Annotated in this window: 15 protein-coding genes, 7 tRNA genes, 1 rRNA gene and 1 other annotated feature; of the genes, 2 read left to right on the top strand and 21 right to left on the bottom strand. The window is 29.3% G+C overall.

Going from position 1 to position 19373, the window contains the following annotated elements; genetic code table 11:
• Positions 1-13: 13 nt before the first annotated feature.
• Positions 14-2281, bottom strand: coding sequence for a methyl-accepting chemotaxis protein (locus ACREV6_RS01095; RefSeq protein WP_431576186.1), 2268 nt, complete (start codon positions 2279-2281; stop codon positions 14-16).
• Positions 2282-2641: 360 nt separating this feature from the next.
• On the opposite strand from ACREV6_RS01095, the gene ACREV6_RS01090 reads away from it, so the two are divergent.
• Both ACREV6_RS01090 and ACREV6_RS01085 read left to right on the top strand, forming a co-directional pair.
• Positions 2642-2812, top strand: a complete 171-nt coding sequence (locus tag ACREV6_RS01090; protein ID WP_431576185.1) for a hypothetical protein — start codon at positions 2642-2644, stop codon at positions 2810-2812.
• 471 nt (positions 2813-3283) lie between these two features.
• Positions 3284-3976 carry a polysaccharide deacetylase family protein gene (locus tag ACREV6_RS01085; protein ID WP_431576184.1) on the top strand — a complete coding sequence of 231 codons (693 nt, stop codon included), beginning with the start codon at positions 3284-3286 and terminating at the stop codon, positions 3974-3976.
• A 56-nt stretch (positions 3977-4032) separates the two neighbouring features.
• Here ACREV6_RS01085 and ACREV6_RS01080 read toward each other — a convergent pair whose 3' ends face one another.
• The 20 genes from ACREV6_RS01080 to rrf form a co-directional block, all read right to left on the bottom strand.
• Positions 4033-5208, bottom strand: a complete 1176-nt coding sequence (locus tag ACREV6_RS01080; protein WP_431576183.1) for a leucine-rich repeat domain-containing protein — start codon at positions 5206-5208, stop codon at positions 4033-4035.
• Between the two features lie 80 nt (positions 5209-5288).
• Positions 5289-5678, bottom strand: a complete 390-nt coding sequence (locus ACREV6_RS01075) for a hypothetical protein (RefSeq protein ID WP_431576182.1) — start codon at positions 5676-5678, stop codon at positions 5289-5291.
• Between the two features lie 457 nt (positions 5679-6135).
• A tRNA-Arg gene (locus ACREV6_RS01070) sits at positions 6136-6212 on the bottom strand.
• A 33-nt stretch (positions 6213-6245) separates the two neighbouring features.
• Entirely contained in the window at positions 6246-6791 is a 546-nt protein-coding gene (locus ACREV6_RS01065; protein WP_431576181.1) for a GNAT family N-acetyltransferase, read from the bottom strand.
• 159 nt (positions 6792-6950) lie between these two features.
• Positions 6951-7041, bottom strand: a tRNA-Ser gene (locus ACREV6_RS01060).
• Between the two features lie 32 nt (positions 7042-7073).
• Positions 7074-7164, bottom strand: a tRNA-Ser gene (locus tag ACREV6_RS01055).
• A 115-nt stretch (positions 7165-7279) separates the two neighbouring features.
• Positions 7280-7370, bottom strand: a tRNA-Ser gene (locus ACREV6_RS01050).
• A 33-nt stretch (positions 7371-7403) separates the two neighbouring features.
• Positions 7404-7494, bottom strand: a tRNA-Ser gene (locus ACREV6_RS01045).
• A gap of 216 nt (positions 7495-7710) precedes the next feature.
• A complete protein-coding gene (gene serS / locus ACREV6_RS01040; protein WP_431576180.1) occupies positions 7711-8994 on the bottom strand; it encodes a serine--tRNA ligase in 1284 nt (427 codons plus the stop codon).
• Between the two features lie 95 nt (positions 8995-9089).
• Positions 9090-9291: a binding site (T-box leader), on the bottom strand.
• Between the two features lie 100 nt (positions 9292-9391).
• Complete coding sequence (locus tag ACREV6_RS01035) at positions 9392-9670, bottom strand: DUF1667 domain-containing protein (protein WP_431576179.1); 279 nt, start codon at positions 9668-9670, stop codon at positions 9392-9394.
• A gap of 13 nt (positions 9671-9683) precedes the next feature.
• On the bottom strand, positions 9684-11081 hold the full coding sequence (locus ACREV6_RS01030; protein ID WP_431576178.1) for an NAD(P)/FAD-dependent oxidoreductase: 1398 nt from the start codon (positions 11079-11081) through the stop codon (positions 9684-9686).
• A gap of 91 nt (positions 11082-11172) precedes the next feature.
• Complete coding sequence (locus tag ACREV6_RS01025; protein ID WP_431576177.1) at positions 11173-12228, bottom strand: hybrid sensor histidine kinase/response regulator; 1056 nt, start codon at positions 12226-12228, stop codon at positions 11173-11175.
• Positions 12229-13392 carry a hypothetical protein gene (locus ACREV6_RS01020; RefSeq protein WP_431576176.1) on the bottom strand — a complete coding sequence of 388 codons (1164 nt, stop codon included), beginning with the start codon at positions 13390-13392 and terminating at the stop codon, positions 12229-12231.
• A 261-nt stretch (positions 13393-13653) separates the two neighbouring features.
• Entirely contained in the window at positions 13654-16362 is a 2709-nt protein-coding gene (locus tag ACREV6_RS01015) for a UPF0182 family protein (protein WP_431576175.1), read from the bottom strand.
• A 5-nt stretch (positions 16363-16367) separates the two neighbouring features.
• Positions 16368-17534 carry a DUF362 domain-containing protein gene (locus ACREV6_RS01010; RefSeq protein WP_431576174.1) on the bottom strand — a complete coding sequence of 389 codons (1167 nt, stop codon included), beginning with the start codon at positions 17532-17534 and terminating at the stop codon, positions 16368-16370.
• 48 nt (positions 17535-17582) lie between these two features.
• Positions 17583-18098 (bottom strand): transcription repressor NadR, encoded by a 516-nt coding sequence (locus ACREV6_RS01005; RefSeq protein ID WP_431576173.1) that lies wholly within the window; start codon positions 18096-18098, stop codon positions 17583-17585.
• A 126-nt stretch (positions 18099-18224) separates the two neighbouring features.
• Positions 18225-18722 carry an HD domain-containing protein gene (locus tag ACREV6_RS01000; RefSeq protein ID WP_431576172.1) on the bottom strand — a complete coding sequence of 166 codons (498 nt, stop codon included), beginning with the start codon at positions 18720-18722 and terminating at the stop codon, positions 18225-18227.
• 141 nt (positions 18723-18863) lie between these two features.
• Positions 18864-18939 (bottom strand) — tRNA-Ala (locus tag ACREV6_RS00995).
• Positions 18940-18942: 3 nt separating this feature from the next.
• A tRNA-Ile gene (locus ACREV6_RS00990) sits at positions 18943-19019 on the bottom strand.
• Between the two features lie 7 nt (positions 19020-19026).
• Positions 19027-19143: ribosomal RNA gene (gene rrf, locus ACREV6_RS00985) — 5S ribosomal RNA — on the bottom strand.
• Positions 19144-19373 lie beyond the last annotated feature (230 nt).

The following is a 19373-nucleotide window of genomic DNA, read 5'->3' as shown; positions in this document are numbered from 1 at the left end:
GCCCTATTTTTTATTATATTTTAAATTTTGAGGTTATATCTTTTAATTTTTCTGCACTAATTTTGTTACTGCTAGTAATGCTTTTTATTTCTTCCATTTTATTTACTATATCAACACCCTTGCCTGATATACTAAATATGCCTTCTGCACCTTCATTAACGGTACCTGATACTTGATCTATTGCAACAGCAACTCCATTTATTGATATATTCAAATGCTGTGCTGTTTCATCAAATTCTTTCATAAACTTATTAAAACCCTTCGCATCATCCATATATTCTTTCCCCGTACCCATAATAATCTCATAATTTAGAGAAACCTCTTCATCCATGAAATCTAACATTTTAGTAGAACAGCTAGATAAATTTTTTACAGAATCGTTTACAGCTTTAACAACGTTTTGGATGTTAGCTGCTGTAGCTCCAGATTGCTCTGCTAGCTTTCTAACCTCATCTGCTACTACTGCAAACCCTCTCCCCGCTTCTCCTGCCCTGGCAGCCTCAATAGCAGCATTTAGTGCTAATAAATTAGTTTGACTAGTTATATGCAATATGGAGGTGGCTAGTCCATGTATTTCCTCAACTGCTCTTGATCCCTCTATTGCAACTTCTAATTGCTTCTTTACATCATTATAAATCTTATCAGTTTGTTCCTTAGATCCGTTTGTAGAAACAGTAATTCCCATTGCCTTTTGAACAATACCCTCTGCTATACTAGCCCCTTCTGAAGCTTTCTGGGCTATTGTATTAACCATATTTTTCATCTCTCCTGAAGAAGCAGAAATTTCCTGCGCTGTGGCTGCTGTCTCTTCCATTCCGGCTGATAAAGTTTCAGTTTCAATAGAACTTTCTTCCGCTTTCAATTTTAATATATCTGTAAGATCTTCAACTGTAATCGCATTGTTAGTTATATTTTCTGAAGCTTCAATTAAATCCCCTACAACATCCTTTAATGTCTTTCTCATATTAACTATAGCTCTAGATATAGTCCCAATTTCATCATTAGCCTTAATTAACCCTTCTATACCCTTGTCCTCGCTTAAATCCAATTTAGAAGTTTTATCAACTAATAGTGTTACCTTCGTTAATGGATTTACTATAATCCTTGATACAAATACTCCAATTAATATAGAAAATATACCTATAAGCGCCGCTATTATTAAAATTACCTGTGTCATTTGATTCACCGGCTGTCTGATTTCATTCATATCTCCAGTAATAACCAATGTCCAGTTTGTAACTGGAACAATTCCATAAGAGGAGAACATTTTAACTCCCTCAAAAGTATACTTATCAGTTCCAGCTTCAACTTTTTGTCCCTTTACAACTTTGTCAACTATAGCCTTTATAGCTGCATTCTCAACATTTTTCCCTACCTTTTCTTTAGTCTTGTGGTATAACATTTTGCCTTTTTCATCAACTAAATAAGCATAGCTAGATTTACTATTAGATACACTTACATCTTTCATATATTTTGAAAAACTCTCTGCGTATACAGATACTGCTACGTACCCTAATGTTTGGCTATATTTATCTTCAGTTACCACAGGACTTGTAAAAACCATGATTGCCTTTCCTGATATTTCAGATTTTATAGTTTCACTTACAGCTAGCCCACCACTTGAGCTAACAGAATGGTAAGTCTTATCTGCTACACTTTTTCCTATAGTTGATTTATTACTATCTGATATTATGTTTCCATTTATATCAACTAAAAAAACTCTTTCAACATTTGCATTGTTAGAAATATAAGTAGAAAACTTGTCATTATTTTCATTTACTACGTTTTTATATTGCCCCAATGAAATCGCATCAGGTTTACTATTTAATTTCATAATTTCCATTATTTGCTTAGTGTTGCATATGGCTTGTACTTGTGCTTGCTGCTTTTCTATCATAACAGAAATGGTCTCTATCGCTCCTTTATTAACAGACATCATTTCAGCTTTACTTTGATCAAATATAATAGTTGACGACTTCCTATAAGTAAAAATAGAGGTTGTCACCATAGATATAATTATTAAGGTTCCAATAAGAAGTGGTATTTTCTTTCTAATGGGAATACCTTTTTTATTACTGCTTTTTATAGATTTTTTACCTGTCCCACTTTTAAATGATTTTACTGTTTTGTTTCCATCTTTATCATTGTTTGATAATTTAGAAGATTTCATCTTAAAATTCACACTTTTAATTATTTCGATTAGTTTTGAAATTTTCTTTTCCTTTTGAATAGTATTTTTACTTTCATGTTTTTTTCTAAAATTCCAATTTTTAAAACTCATAAAGTCCCCTCCTAATTTAGGTTAGATCAGAAATCTTACAATATCATATAAATTTTTTGAATAATCAAAAAAATATTTCTTTATATATATTAACATAAAACCTGTAATTTGTAATTACATAATATTATATATTTCGCTAATATGAGTATAATATATTATAAAATGTATTATTATTTTCTATATTAATGTATTTATTTTTTATTTAAATTATAAAATGCTATTATATATATGTTTACGCTGTTACCTCCTATATTTTCAAATTAAGTATCCACTCATACTTTCATACAAAATGGATAAACTATATAATGCACCTAATGTATGTAGTGTAATTTTTGTTTTGAAGGGAGCGTATAAGTATTAATGGATAAAAATAAATTAGGAAAATCAAAAAATTCGATTAATCAATTAGATGCTAATAAAAGCAATAGTGGCGTATCAAACACTGAGATGGCTATTATGTACCAGTTATCCAATATGACTAGTGACATTAGTGATGTTGCTTTAGAAAAAAAGGATTTAAAGAATAAATAAACCCTAGAAGCATTACAACTTCTAAGTTTTGTTATGTGGTACGCTTTACAGGCATATATACATTTATTTCATATTTTTACTATCTATAGCAATTAAATAATCCTTAGCTGATTTGTCATCCTTATATTCTTTGTACCTTCTTTAAATTACTTCTTTTCTTGGATCTTAAAAAAAAAATGATTTTTATGAACATAAATAGTGATTAGTGAATATATTAAATCTATCAAGCTTTAAAAACTCATAAGATATACTCTTATCACTACGGGGGCGGTCATTATAAAAAAAAATATAATTTTATTAATTCCCATTACTGCTCTAATCATATTAAGTTTAATATTATATAGTTCAAAAGTAGAAATAAAAAATCTTAAAACTTCACTTAGTTATGAGATTAATACAAATAAACAATTAGAGGTTACCATCAAGGCTCTTAAATTATCAATACTTAAGTCAGAAACAAAAGTAAATGATTTGAATAAAACTATTAATATATTGATAGGTGGCGCTAACCCTATAGTTAATCATCTAATAAAGGTAGACGAAAAGGAAGCCTATCTTACATTCGATGATGGTCCTTCCGAGAACACTTCCAAATTGTTGAGAATTTTAAAGGATAATAATGTTAAGGCAACATTTTTCGTTAATGGACACCCTGAATATGATGACGTATACAAGCAAATTATAAATCAAGGAAATGTTATAGGTAATCATACTTATTCTCATGATTACAAAACAGAGTATTCATCTATCACTGCCTATAATCAAGACGTAGATAACCTAAATTCTTTTTTAGAAGGTATTGGGATTCCGAGGCCTACGCTTATGAGGTTTCCTGGCGGGTCAAACAATACAATAAGTATTAACTATGGTGGCAAAGATATAATGAACAAATTAACTAAAGAGCAAGTAAGAAAAGGCTACCAATATATAGACTGGAATGTTTCTTCGGGAGATTCAGATAAAATGACAGAAAGTAAAGATGTTATTATAGAAAATGTTATTAGAAGGTCTAAGGGGATAAATTCTATTGTTATTTTATTTCACGATTCAAAATCAAAAACAACTACCGTCCAGGCTTTGCCTATAATAATTAAAAACTTAAAAGAACAAGGATATGCGTTTAAGACATTATCCATCAACAGTCCTGTTATTCACTTTAAATAACATGAAACCCTAGAAGTATTAAACCTTCTAGGGTTTCCTATATGGTGCGCCAGTACTTAATTTTTAATTGTTATACCTAAACTTTCAGTAATCGCAATATGACTCGAATCTGTGTATTGAGGTCTATACCATTGCGTATACCAAGTATCTTTAATAGATAACAGTGATGTTAATTGATTATAATTACAAATTAGATCAGTTAATACTGTATTCTTACTTACATCTAAGGTTGTTAACTTATTATTAACACAAACTAATTTAGTTAATGCTGTGCTCTTACTTACATCTAAGTTTGTTAGTTGGTTATCTTTACAATTTAACTCAATTAGCGCTATATTTGTATCTAATGTTGTTAATTTATTATTAGTACACTGTAAATAATTTAATGCTGTATTCTTACTTATATCTAAGGTTGTTAGAGAATTATTGTCACAATATAATAAAGTTAGTGCTGTATTTTTACTTACCTCTAAGGTTGTTAGAGAATTATTGTCACAATATAACTCAGCTAATGCTGTATTTTTACTTACATCTAAGGATGTCAGTTTATTACCCCCACAATATAACTTAGTTAATGCTGTATTCTCACTTACATTTAATGTTCTTAGTTGATTATTCATACATTCTAACACAGTTAATGCTGTATTTTTGCTTACATCTAAGGTTGTCAGTTTATTACCCCCACAATATAACTCAGTTAATGCTGTAAAATACTGAATCCCACTTAAACTAAATATTTCAAAAGTAAAGTCTTGTACTATATGTGTATCCTTACCAGTATTTACGTTTAAGTATTTTATATTTTTCACATCAGAATAAAGTATTGGACTAGGACTAGTCTTTCCTATCAGAGAATATACATAACTCTTAAAATATTTATCAGTAAACTTACTAGTTATATCTGTGCCATCACTAATAGTACTTACTACTGTTGAATCATTAATAGTTACCATTATTGTTTTCCAAGCTTCGTATGTTCCATATGTTGACTTTTGATTAGCTACTGTTTTGTCTTCTTTTAAGTAATTTTTCCAAGTTGTTGATTTAACTGTGCTTGCATGTACAACAACCATGTAAGTTCCTGCTTTTGCAAATGTATATGACGGAGCAGTAGCATACTGTGATACTCTAGTTGTCCATACTCCTGTTTTTGTATTTAATATATGTAATCTATATAGGTATGGTCCTTTGATTCCGCCTATATCTTTGATTGAATTAAATGTTAATTTCATTCCAGTAAGAGTGTAATCTGCTTTTCCATTAGCATATACTCTGTTAGCGTCATCTTTAGATACACAGTTAAGTGCAGCTTCTAGTAACTATCATAACCCCTTTTGTTAATGCCTATTGTTCCAGCTTTTTTTACCCAAACTAAAAGTTTGTGTTGTCCTAATTTGTATGCACTAGTTTCTGGTAATACATATGGATTTTTAGCATCTATTGCTGTTGTGTATCCTTTTGTTAATTTCGTCCATTTTTTACCATCAAATTGAAATGCTCTGTATTGTACTAGGCCTTCATACTTTGAAGTTACTGTAAATTTCTCAGTATCTCCTACTACTAGTGGTGAATGGTCTACTCCAATATAATTTATTATTGGAGTAACTACTTGTGCAGCTTTTGCTGTAATACTTCCTAAAATTCCAGTCATTACAAATACTGCTGCCATAAATATGATTAGTGTTTTTTTGATTTGTTTCATGTTTTTATGCCCCCTAATTTTTTGCGTTTCATTTAACATTTTTATTAGCTATCACTAAATCTAATAAGCTATTAATTAATATTATAATTCTTTTCAAAGTTATTATGAGGTGATAGTTTTTCTTCACCCTCCATAGTTATGTACGTTACTTTTACTTTTACAATATAGTTTCACTTTTCCTTTTTTATTAGGATAATATATACATAAAATAACATATTATGAGCTTATTTTATGTAAAATAAATATTATGAGGTAACAATTATAGTGATAAATAGCAATAAAATTAAAGACTCTTGAAAACTTAGTGCCATTGCTCCAAAGATTAGTTCAACAAGTACTTGATCATGCGTTAACATGTCTAATGGAAATATTGTTGTATGTTTGCATTATATTTCTTTTTTATGCATCTTTCAAAAAATAACTAAACCCAGTAACCATTACAGTTACTGGGTTTCTATGGTGCGTCGGACAGGAGTCGAACCTGCGACCAACTGGTTCGTAGCCAGCTACTCTATCCAACTGAGCTACCAACGCATAAACATCATTATAATATTAACATATTATACGTTAGGAGTAAAGATTTATTTGTAAAATTCCATTTATGAATTCATCTCTAAGAATTCCCATAATAATTACATCCCTATAATCCCCATAGGAAAAACAAGTCTTTCTCTTCTTTCCTTCTTCTAAAAATCCACACTTTTTATAACACTGAATTGCTCTTAAATTAAAATCTAATACTTCTAGCTCTACTCTATGCGCAGCCATATCCATGAATAAATATTTAAGCAATGCCTTTATAGAATCTTGTCCATATCCTCTATTCCAGAAGTTTTGACCTATAGCTATACCTAACACGTATACATTCTTGCATCCACTAATTTCTTTATAAGTTATATAACCTACAACTACACCTTTTTCATTCACGATGCTGATATATTTTTTATCAATATTAATAAATTTATTAAAATTATTTAATATGTCCTCTTTAGATGGAGGTAATATAAAATTGCCATCAAGTTTTCTAACCTCTTCATCACACCAAATATCATAAAATATATTTAAATCTCGTCTTTCAACACTTCTCAATAATACTTTATTACCTTTTAGCATACATTCTCCTTATCTCTTACTTTAATATTGTTTTAATATTGTAATTATACCTTTTTTTTATTTTAAATTCAATAAATTGTTAATTTGTTTTCTAATTTAATAGACTACTTGTTAAAAAAATAAACATAAAAAAAACACCTAACAAACGTTAGATGTTTCTGGCGGAGAAAGAGGGATTTGAACCCTCGCACCGGTTACCCGGTCTACACCCTTAGCAGGGGCGCCTCTTTAGCCACTTGAGTATTTCTCCACGGCTTAATTTCTATGTACTTATAAAAAAAATGGAGGAGGAAGTGGGGTTCGAACCCACGGTACGCTCACACGTACGCCAGTTTTCAAGACTGGTGCCTTAAACCAACTCGACCATTCCTCCATATCCACGACAAGATTTATTATATCAGCATAAACATAACATGTCAATGTATTTGTTGATTTTATTGTTTTTTTTCGTAAAAAATAAAAAACACCTAACAAATGTTAGATGTTTCTGGCGGAGAAAGAGGGATTTGAACCCTCGCACCGGTTACCCGGTCTACACCCTTAGCAGGGGCGCCTCTTCAGCCACTTGAGTATTTCTCCACGGCTTAATTTTTATGTGCTTATAAAAAAAAATGGAGGAGGAAGTGGGGTTCGAACCCACGGTACGCTCACACGTACGCCAGTTTTCAAGACTGGTGCCTTAAACCAACTCGACCATTCCTCCATGTCTTAGCGACAAGTTTTATTATATCAGCATAAATATTCCCTGTCAACATAATTGTGATTTGTTTTACAATATCCTATACAATTTTCTATTTTATACATGATATACAACTTAGGTATGTTAAAAAAGTAGACTAGTCATTTTCCTAACATACCTAAGTTATAAATATTAACATTATTTTGATACTTATTATGCTATATATATTAAATTAACTATTTATTTTGAAATTATATTTTTTCCACCCATATATTTCACTAGCACCTCTGGAATGGTTACTGATCCATCTTCATTTTGATAATTCTCGAGTACTGCAGCTAAAGCTCTTCCTACCGCTACTCCTGATCCATTTAGTGTATGAATATACTTAGGTTTATCTTTTTTATCATCTTTGTACCTTATATTTGCACGCCTTGCTTGGTAGTCCTCAAAATTACTACAGCTTGATATTTCAACATACTTATTATAACTTGGCATCCAAACTTCAATATCATATTTAAATGATGCTGTAAAGCCTAAATCACCTTTACATATCTTAACTATTCTATAAGGTAAACCAAGTCCTTGTAATACTGACTCTGCATCTACAAGTAACTTTTCGAGTTCTGCATAAGAATCCTCTGGCTTTGTAAATTTAAGTAGTTCTACCTTATTAAATTGATGTTGCCTTATAAGTCCTCTAGTATCCCTTCCTGCTGATCCTGCTTCTGATCTAAAACACGCACTATAAGCAACATGCATTATAGGCAAATCTTCACCATTTAATATCTCATCTCTATAAATGTTTGTAACGGGTACCTCAGCTGTAGGTATTAAAAAATAGTCTGTATCAGCCACCTTAAAGGCATCTTCTTCGAACTTAGGTAATTGACCCGTTCCTATCATACTTTGCCTATTAACCATATAGGGAGGTAATATTTCTGTATATCCATTTATATCCACGTGACAATCTAAAAAGTAACTTATTAGTGCTCTTTCAAGTCTCGCTCCCTGTCCTTTATATACTGTAAATCTTGATCCTGTAATCTTTCCACCTCTTTCAAAATCTAAAATATCATTGTTTATTCCTAAATCCCAATGAGCTTTAGTTTCAAATTTAAAGTTTTCTGGCTGTCCCCATCTTCTTACTTCAACATTATCTTCCTCTGTATCACCTTTTGGTACATTTACACTCGGTATATTGGGAATTCTCAGCATAATATTTTTAATCTTTTCATCCACAGAAGATAGCTCAACATCAAAATTTTTAATTTCATCTGAAAGTTTTTTCATCTGCCCCATAATTTCATCTACATTTTCTCCGCTTTTTTTAAGCTTTGGTATAAGTGCAGATTGAGTATTTCTTCTGTTTTTTAATTCTTCAACCTCCATTAAAATATCTCTTCTTCTTTTATCAAGAGTTACCACTTCATCAATAATTGATATATCAAAATTTTCCCCTCTATCTGCCATTAATTCTTTTATCTCTTCTGGATTATTTCTTATTCTTTTTAAATCTAACATAAATATTCCTCCTTATTAATTGTTTGATATTCTTAAGTCTTAATTAAGTACTTTGGTTAATTTTGAATATAAAAAAAAGAGTCTTCATCCCCATGAAAAGGGACGAAAGACTCCGCGTTGCCACCCTACTTGATTAAATATAAATATTTAATCCTCTTTAACAAATATAACGGTTATACCGTACTGCTTTTCACAGTCCCTCGAAGGTGGATTCACAAAATAAAAAGTATCAGTTTTCACCAAACACTGACTCTCTTAACCTTTATATTTTGTTACTATTCTCATCATAGGTTTTATGCATTATTGCGTTTCAATTTTACGCTATTATTTTAAGGATAATTTTACATCACACTATTTATAAAGTCAATATATATTTAATATAATGAAATTGTCTTTACTAATTATTTACTTCAATATTATTTATTTCAATGTTTTTTGTGCAGATAATATCAACTCCGGTATTAAGTATATTCTTACATACTACATCTCCTATTTTTATAGGTGGACCTACATGTATTCTGCTTAATGCTTTTGAGCATTCAATCCATAACTTCTTATCAATGGGCTTACTACTTTTCACTGGAACTACATTGCATAAATTAGAGCCCTTTATCCTAACCAAAGTTGTTAAGATTGCATCATTTTTATCTAAATTACAATCAGTTTGTTTTATCAAATAAACTCATCTCCTACATACTATTAAATTCTTTTATTCTACATAGTACAATATTAGAATTTTTTGAGTCCTTAACTATTTCCGTCATTTTTTTATTAGTTTCTCTTGCTAAAATAGAAACAATTTTATTTAAACAATGTGCCCCTTGACAATTTCCAAAGGCAGCACCAGTTCTTCTTTTAACTCCTTCTACTGTTCGTGCCCCTAGCGGCCTCCGTATAGCGTCCACTATTTCCCCTTCTGTTACTTTTTCACATGCACATATTATTTTACCGTATTTTTTATCTACCTTAATAATACTTTTTCTTTCTTCATCAGACATTTCTCTAAACTTATAAGTCTCTCTTCTTTTATCATTAAAATCTTTTTTCAACTTACACTGCATCTTGCTAACTACACTCTCACATACAATATTTGCTATAGCAGGCGTCATTGTTATCTGCCCATAGTGTTTTCCCTTAATTTGAATAAGTCCATCATCAATGCCACTATCATCGATTACCATAGGTTCATCAAAGAAAGGCCAATCCAAAAACATTTTAACATCCATGTTATCTACACCATTTGTTATTTTAGATACTCTATCTACTACTTCATTATAATTAACATTCTCTTTTGTACTAATAGCAGCAACAGTATCTCCCTCCATTGTTGGCAGGGTGTAAATTCTCTCGCCCTTAACATTAAACATAAACAATGCATGAGAAAATCTTTGTTTTTCATTATTATCTAACAGTATATATTTTAATATTTTTTCATTATTATTTACTTCAAGTTTTTTTTCATCTACTATACTGTAATTCTCAGAAGGAGTTGTATTTATTACCATTTTACAAGTAAATTTATTTTTATTAGTGATAACTCTGAAACCTTTTGATATGGCTTGAATATCTATTACTTCTTCTTCTAATCTAAATTTCACACCATTATCAAAAGCTACTTCTCCATAAGCCAGCGCTAAGTCAAATGGGCAAACCACACCTGTATTTTTAGAATATAGTCCTTTTTTTATATGAACATTTAAATTTGGTTCCATTTCATATATGTATTTAGATTCTAAAATTAATACATCTTTGGTGCCTCTCTCTATTGCTCTATTATATGTTTTTTCTATCATGATAGCTTCTTCATCAGTTTGAGCAATTATTAGAGAGCCACATCTTTTAAAAGGAACATTAAATTTAGCAGTTATAGTATCCATCATTTTATTTCCCATACGTTCAAGCTTAGAAGTTAATGTATCTTCACTTTCAACTCCATCATATATCATTGCAGTGTTTATTAACGCTACATCATCAGCTATATCATAATCTTTCTCAATTACAGCTATATTAAGATTATATTTTGAAATTTCATAAGCCACAGCGCAACCTATAATACCTCCACCCAGAATAAGTACATCATAATCCATGGTAACCCTCCACAATAAAACAAAAGTTTTTTTACTTTACTTTATTATTATATCCTTTTTTTAAACAAGAGTCAGGATTTGTTCAAAAAAATTAAAAGCTGGTTTTATAATCAAAAAACATTTGCTTTAAACTATCTTTATTTATAGGTTTATTTAAAACAAAATCAACATTATTCATTTTTTGACCGTCAAAAGAGCCCACCCAACCTGTCATAAGACAAAAATATATATGTTTACTTATCTCTTTAATTTTTTGAGCCACTTGTAATCCATTAATAATCGGCATAGTAAAATCACAAACTATTATATCATATTTTCTTCTATTTAACTCTAAATCTAAATTTTCACACCCACAAGTTTTTATTTTGCATTTTGCAATTGACTTTATCATACTAGCAACAACATTTCTTATTTGCTCTTGATCATCAATAACTAAAACATTTCCCTCAAAATCTACTACATTCCTTGATATTTTATCATAATTTTTAACCATATTTTCACATATTGGTAATTTAACTATAAAAGAGGTTCCTACATTTTCTTCACTTTCAATTTTCATACTTCCTTTGTGTGAAAGTATTATATTATAAGAAATACTTAATCCAAGCCCTGAACCATTATTACCTTTAGTTGTGAAAAATGGTTCAAATATACGCTTTTGAATATCTCTACTTATTCCCATTCCATTATCTCTTATTTCTATAATAACCCTATTATCTTTGTTTTTTGTAATAACCTCTATTGTGCCGCCTCTTGGCATAGCATCTACGGCATTTGCTATTATATTTATAAATACCTCTCTTATTTCTGTTATATTTCCTTGTACTGTTTCATTTGATTTTAATGATTTACTTATGTCTATTTTTATGCCTTTAAAAACACTTTCTGTTAGCCACTTACTTTTAGTTAAATCTATTGCGTCTGTTATTGCACCATCTATACTAAATGTTTGAAAATCATCATCATTATATTTCTTTGTTAATCTTTTAACTTTGTTAGTTATATTCATTCCATCATAAGCACAAATTTCGATAACACTAAGTAATTTTAAATTTTCCTTTTCCTGAGGTGTATCCTTTAAAAGCTGAACAGATCCTAAAATTGGTGTAAGTATATTATTAATGTCATGAGTTATTCCTGCAGCCATTTAACCCATAGCTTTTAGCTTTTCATTTTGTATTAGCCTATTTTGCATGTCGGAAAATCTTTTTTGCTCCTGAATTAAATAAAAGGCTGTTTTGCATATTGATTTTAAATGTTCTATATTGTTTTTAGAAAGTTCTCTATTATTTTCATATCTGCCTATCCATATTACTCCTTTAGCGATATCATAATACTCTACAGCAATAGCCATATAACTTACTATGCCTATTAATTTGAATTTATCTACTATTTGGGAATCCACTATTTCACTTAAATTCAATAATATATCTACATTATCCTTTAATACAACTTCATTGGATTTATTAATATACTTAATTATTTCTGCGTCATTAATTAAGTAGAACTTATGCTTCTTTGTTATTCCGTAATAACTATCCATAGCTATTATGTTTTCTTGTTCTTTAAGAGATGTGTGTATAATACAAAAATCTACATCGCATACGTCCTTAATTTTGCTCATTATAATTTTTTTGAATTCATTTTCATCCGTACTTTTAGGTATATTAGAAAAAACATCATTAAATAAAACTAAATTTTTATTTTGATATTTTAACTGTGAATTAGACTGAAGCATCCATATTGCTTTTTCTATTTCATCTTTACTTCTAAATTCCATTTCTTTATTTCTATCTATAATAATTAATTTTTCAAATAAATTAGCAAATCTATATAACCTATTAAAATTCTGGGCGCTGTTGTCAATATAAACCATATTGCAAACATTATCTTTTGAACATTCTATTATTTTTTCAATACACTTAATTATAGCTTCTAATTTGTAAGCTCTTTTAATTGCATTTTTAAAATCCCATATTATTTTTAATTTCTGTTTAACAACAGAAATAACATCAATAATGTCTAAAAATTCTTTATAGTCATAATCAAATGCAGCAATATTATATGTTTTTATTTTAAATTTACCTGTATTTATATTATTTCTTATAAATTCTTCCTGGCTATTAAAATTCTTTTCAATATTTTTATAAAATATATCGTCTGTAAAAAATATAATTTTTTCTCCGTTTATAAGAGCATCATAAATGTATTTTTTTATTATCTTAGGTAAATTATTGATATTTAAAACATCTGTACCTATACATAGTGAATTTTTACCATCTCTATACAAATTATCGTTTATATATTTCATAATATACCCCTCATACTCCCATACTCTCGTATATATAATTATATTCGACATTATATTTCAATTTCCTTTGTTTTATACAATATGTGCTCGATTCTATTCATTTTCACATAAATTAATTGAAATTATAACACAAAAATAAGGACATATAAGTATATATGCCCTAAGTTATCATTTTATACTGATACAGTGTAATATAAATCACTTATAAAACACACAAGTTTTTAATATAGCTACATTCTGTTAAATAAATTTAGATATATTTTACTTACTTATTTTATCCAATATATCACCTAATTGTTTTATAAATATACCATATTCAGCCCAATTGCCCTTCTTTTGAGCTTCTATTGCGCTGTTGTATAAATCTTTAGCAATTTTTATATTTTCTAATGATTTTATATCTAGATTTGATTTACCTTCAGGTTTTGATGCATTATTTTTATCAGTATAATCAAATATCTGTTGGAGTGCTGATTCTATATTATTAGCTAAAATTATTTTATCACCATAAGATACTACAATTTTTTTCATCTCTGGAATGCTTTTTTCCCCTTTAGCTCTTAAATACATAGGTTCTACATAAAGTAATGAATTTTTAATTGGTATAATTGTAGTTTCTCCAAATTGAACTTCTGAACCTTGTGTATTCCAAAGTGATAGTTCTTTTGATATTATTGTGTCCTGATTCATCTTTTGTTTAAATTGTACAGGGCTATATACCTGCTTTGATGGAAATTTATATAAAACCATTTTTCCATAATTATCAGCATCCATCCTTGCACCCAGTAAAGATACCATGTTATCTCTGCCTTTAGTGTTGAAGTATTCAAGTAAAATCATTTCTTCCTTGCTTTCATTTGGTAATTTCATTATGACGTAAGATGCTTCATTTACCTGATTTTTACCCTCAACTTTCACTTGGTTAGTTGCTATAGACCATACATCATCACCATTATAAAATATCCCAGGGTCAGTTACGTGATATCTATTAAGGGTATTACATTGTAAATTAAATAAACCTTCTGGATACCTAAAATGTTCTTTTATACCACTAGGAATTGACTCTGAAGCCACAAATAGTTCTGGATATATTTTTGAATAACTATTTGCTATGGGATCATTTTTATCAACTATATAAAATTTAGATGTCCCATCTACCGCATCAATAACAACTTTAATTGAGTTCCTAATATAATTTACACCACCCTCTGGCTGTGAAAATGGATATTTATTAGAAGTTGTATAAGCATCTATAATCCAATATAATTTTCCATCATTTATCACAGTATATGGATCGTTATCATATGTTAAAAATGGAGCAATTTTGTTTACTCTTTCAACTATATTTCTATTAATTAATATTTTACTATTAGTAGTTATATCCTTGGATAATAAAAATTTAGTGCTTCTTTTATTTATGGCAAATAACACTCTATTTGCCAGGTTCATCTTTATACCAGCCTTACCCTCATAATTATTCATTTGGTTTTCTCCGCCTTTAGGGTAATCTAACTCTCCAATCTTTGTATTGACTACACTATAATCATTGGTGCTTTCACCAAAATAAATTCTAGGATTATCTAATTTTATACTTGTCTTATTCTCTAAGGGGATATTATTAATAACAAAATCCGGTTGCCCCTCACTAGTTACTGAATTTACTTTACTCATAACTACGCCATATCCATGAGTATAAACTAGATGCCTATTTTGCCAAGTATTTGCATTGTCTTTTAGTGAGTCTAAATTAATTTCTCTTGGTGCAATAAATACTTGAGTGTACTTTCCATTGATATTATATCTGTCAATATCTATATCATTAAACCCATAATAAAACCTCATATATTGAAGTTGATTATAAAATTCTAGTGCTGGCTTAAAAGAGTTTATTTTTATATTATCAATAGTATCTTTATTTAAATTAATATCATCTTTAGTTAAATCGTTTTTTATTTCAAAGGGTACTCCTTGTATGTTATCAATATTAAAAGCTTTTCTTGTATTATCTATATTATATTGAATATATGGTTTTTCTAAAGTTTTTTCATTTGATTGAACAGCAAATTTTTGAACTCCAGTTGATGCTATACTTTCTCCAAATATTAGTAAAGCAATTGCAATAATAGATGCAATCACTGGTTTTGATTTGTGTGCTATAAGGCTTATAAAAGTAATTATAGCTGCAATAAAAGATACTACTGCTATTATTTGATAAAACCTTAATGTTACATGTACATCTGTATAGCTTGCTCCAAAAACTATTCCCCTTGGTGAGTATACTAATTGCCATGTTTTTATTATATATCCCAATGATACTATAAATAATATTAATGAAGACACTATTGCAAGTTGTCTTCCTGCAAATTTAGTTATTCCGTTATTAAAGTCTTTAAATCCAGAAAATTTATTTCCTTTATTGCCACCTAATATATGATCCTTTGTAGTTAGTATAATATATGTTACTACCGTTATAACTACAATCACTGCTAATAAGATTATGAACATTTGATATAATGATTCAATTAGTGGAAGTTTAAAAATAAAAAAAGAAATATCTTTTTTAAATAATGGATCTAGGGTATTAAAACTTGTAGCATTTGAAAACTGAAGTATTTTATACCAATAGTTAGATGAAAAACTTATAGATATTATAAAAGAAATTATAATGTTTATTAAAATACTAATTTTATGTTCCAATTTTTCTTTGTTCTTATTTACCTCAACAACTTTTTTGAATCTTAAAATACTATTTTTAAAGGATTTATAGTATGTCCATATTGCAATATAACACACTATAAATACTGGAGCCATTATCTTTAAAATCCATGTTAATTTAGTAAAGTATACTGATAAATATCCTACTTCCTTAAACCACTGCATATTTATAGCTAAACTAACTATGTTACCTAAAAAAGCTATTATTATTATTAATATTCCTATTATTATAGCTATAGTAATTTTTTTCTTCACAAAAATCACCTCTTATCTAATTTTGATAGTAATTTACCTAAATTTGAATATTTAGTTTTAATTGCACCAACTGGGCATAATTCCTGACAACAAAAACATCTTATACACTGATTCATATTCCATTTAGGATTTAATATGTGTCCTTGTTTTACCATGTCAATTGCCGCTGGTTTTTCTGGGCATACCTCTGCACACCTTCCACACCCTATACATTTATCTATTATAAGTGTTGGATTTGGCGCTATCATTCCTCTTAAAAAATTAGTTACTTTTGGATTTATAAAATAGAAATTACCACCTTTTCTACAAAGCTTAAAATTTTTCGCTTTCATAGATTCTAATTTTTCACCAAGTATATTTATATCACAAGGAAGCACTGCTCCCCATTTACTATCATATGCCTCTTTTAAAACAGGTGTATCCAGCGGATTATCATAACCTATAAGCCTAACTGCAACTGAATCTACCGCAGTTAAAGACTTTCCCATAATTAAAGTATTCATTTTGTACGGATTTCCACTTTTAGGTCCATTACCTTCCATAGCTATTATACCGTCTAAAATAGCAAAATTAGTTCCAACAGCCGTATTCAAATCTAGCAGCATCTTGCAAAAGTTATTTGCATCAGGCATTCTTGTATGCCAAGTTGCCTTTTGCGTTCCAGGTATACAACCAAATTGATTTTTTACAGCACCTGTATAATATGCCATAGCATGTGTTTTAAGTTTTGGTAATGATATTATAACGTCTGCCTCATAAGCAGCTTTAGCTATGTTCCAAGATTTACATAAAATAGAATTGTCTAATTTAACATGTACTGACTCTTTAAAGTCTTCAAATTTAACTCCATATCTATTCGCAACTTCCATAAGTCCACAACGCTCGGCTGCTTTTCTTGAATCTCCAAAACCAGGTGAATCACCAAAGCTGATATCATTAGAATATTCCATAATAATTCTAATAACTGCTTCAAAAACAACATAATGAGTTACTACCGGAGATTCTTTATTCTCAATACTTAACATATTAGGTTTTAAAAGCACCTTACTATCCTTTGGTATTAATTTCGTTAAAAAATCATGTCCACCCAGTAGTTTAAATCCCTGTCGTAGTTTTTCTTCCACTAAATCAACATCATATTCCATACATTTTAAAAGTGCAACGTTTTCCATTGTTTTACTCCTTTCTAGTTAATTTAAATAATTTTATCTAAAGGTACATTAATCAGAAATCAAGTAATTTTTACCTTTTAGTTCATTTATAATACATTCCATGATTTCCTCATTATCTGCTCTTATAGTATGCAAATGTACTCCTTTAGTTAAAGCAGATAGAGGCTGCGCATTAAATTCTTTAAATTTCTTTGTAAATTTTTCAATATCCATTAATGTTTTTATCATGAGCATTGCTCTTATCTCACCATACAAAGAGTGTTCTACTGTCACGTCCTCTACTATTCCACCAAATTTAACAATGCATTCAAGCTCACTATATATGTCATCTCGGCTATGCGCCACCGCTATTACTCTTTTTACATAATTACTTTCTTCATTAGGTATTAAATAGCCTTCAGGAGTTGCAATTATATTTACTCCCTCCGCTCTTGTAATTGCAATATCTTTTACTATAACTTGTCTTGTAACGCCTAATTCCTCTGCTAAAAACTGACCTTTATAGGTAGCGTTATTTTTAATTAGTAAATTTTTAATATATTCTCTTCTTTGCTTTGAATTCATTTTTTCCTCCTGTTTTTTATATAATTATATTCTATCACTTTTTATATGTTATTAGAAATAATTTCTTACAATACTAAATTATGTCTATAAATTATGGTAATAAAAAAGAAACTATACCCTAGCTTCTTAATTTCTATCATCACATTCTTTTAATAAGTCTAATTCTATATCTTGTGTTATATTATTGTTATGATGATTTTTAACTAAAAACAAAAACCTATCATCATAAGCATATTTTCTTAATAAATTATATCCTATATCTCCATGATTATAGTACATATTAACATTTTTACTCTTCTTATGTGATTCAATTTTCCCATTTGTTATATTATGTATTATAACCATTATTGATTTATCTATTGGATTCATATTACTATATATTTTACCTATATCATGTAATAGCGCAACTTTTATCAATTTTTTTGATTGTATCTTTCTTTGATTACAAGTTGATTGTACATCTCTAGCTACATTTATACTGTGTTTTTGCTCATAATTAGGTAACTGATGAAATAATTGTAATTCATAGGTTTCTAAATGCATTTTAAGAAAATCTATATCTTCATCATTAATCTTAGAAACTATTGACCAGTAAAACTGCTTTAACCTATATAGTAACATCATCAAACCCCTTTCATATTTAAATTATATTATCATATATTATTACTGTTATATTGTAATACTTTATTTGTAATAAATCTATAAAAATTAAATTTCAAATTAATTTTAAACAAAATAAAAAAACAGTCCATATTGGACTGTTTTTGGTGGAGATAAAGGGAATCGAACCCTTGACCCCCTGCGTGCAAGGCAGGTGCTCTCCCAGCTGAGCTATATCCCCGTATGGTGGACCTTCAGGGATTCGAACCCCGGACCGACCGGTTATGAGCCGGTAGCTCTAACCAACTGAGCTAAAGATCCATACATGACCTGGCGACGACTTACTCTCCCACAAGGTTGCCCCTGCAGTACCATTAGCGCATTGAAGCTTAACCTACCTGTTCGGTATGGGAAGGGGTGTTACCTTCATGCCATAATCACCAGATTTATAAGGTATAAACCTTACCTTAAGAGTATACCAAGCTATTACTAACTTGTCAATACACTTTATGAGATATTCTCTCAAAATTGCACAGTGAAATAGTCTTTTCGCTTACGCTCAAAGCCTTCGCTTCTTTTTACAAAAGAAGTATATCGCATTATTTTTACTTATATTAAGGTCAAGCCCTCGACTTATTAGTATTAGTCAGCTGAACATGTTACCATGCTTACACC

Source organism: Clostridium sp. (assembly GCF_050717515.1).
Lineage (GTDB): Bacteria > Bacillota > Clostridia > Clostridiales > Clostridiaceae > Clostridium_AD.
Note: the sequence above shows the minus strand (reverse complement) of the source record. Positions and strands in the feature narration are given on the sequence as shown.

What these genes read in the sequence shown, in the direction of transcription:
- ACREV6_RS01095 (WP_431576186.1), bottom strand. Translation starts at nt 2,281, where the DNA reads ATGAGTTTTAAAAATTGGAATTTTAGAAAAAAACATGAAAGTAAAAAT.
- ACREV6_RS01090 (WP_431576185.1), top strand. Translation starts at nt 2,642, where the DNA reads ATGGATAAAAATAAATTAGGAAAATCAAAAAATTCGATTAATCAATTA.
- ACREV6_RS01080 (WP_431576183.1), bottom strand. Translation starts at nt 5,208, where the DNA reads ATGAAATTAACATTTAATTCAATCAAAGATATAGGCGGAATCAAAGGA.
- ACREV6_RS01075 (WP_431576182.1), bottom strand. Translation starts at nt 5,678, where the DNA reads ATGAAACAAATCAAAAAAACACTAATCATATTTATGGCAGCAGTATTT.
- ACREV6_RS01065 (WP_431576181.1), bottom strand. Translation starts at nt 6,791, where the DNA reads ATGCTAAAAGGTAATAAAGTATTATTGAGAAGTGTTGAAAGACGAGAT.
- serS (WP_431576180.1), bottom strand. Translation starts at nt 8,994, where the DNA reads ATGTTAGATTTAAAAAGAATAAGAAATAATCCAGAAGAGATAAAAGAA.
- ACREV6_RS01030 (WP_431576178.1), bottom strand. Translation starts at nt 11,081, where the DNA reads ATGGATTATGATGTACTTATTCTGGGTGGAGGTATTATAGGTTGCGCT.
- ACREV6_RS01025 (WP_431576177.1), bottom strand. Translation starts at nt 12,228, where the DNA reads ATGGCTGCAGGAATAACTCATGACATTAATAATATACTTACACCAATT.
- ACREV6_RS01020 (WP_431576176.1), bottom strand. Translation starts at nt 13,392, where the DNA reads ATGAAATATATAAACGATAATTTGTATAGAGATGGTAAAAATTCACTA.
- ACREV6_RS01010 (WP_431576174.1), bottom strand. Translation starts at nt 17,534, where the DNA reads ATGGAAAACGTTGCACTTTTAAAATGTATGGAATATGATGTTGATTTA.
- ACREV6_RS01005 (WP_431576173.1), bottom strand. Translation starts at nt 18,098, where the DNA reads ATGAATTCAAAGCAAAGAAGAGAATATATTAAAAATTTACTAATTAAA.
- ACREV6_RS01000 (WP_431576172.1), bottom strand. Translation starts at nt 18,722, where the DNA reads ATGATGTTACTATATAGGTTAAAGCAGTTTTACTGGTCAATAGTTTCT.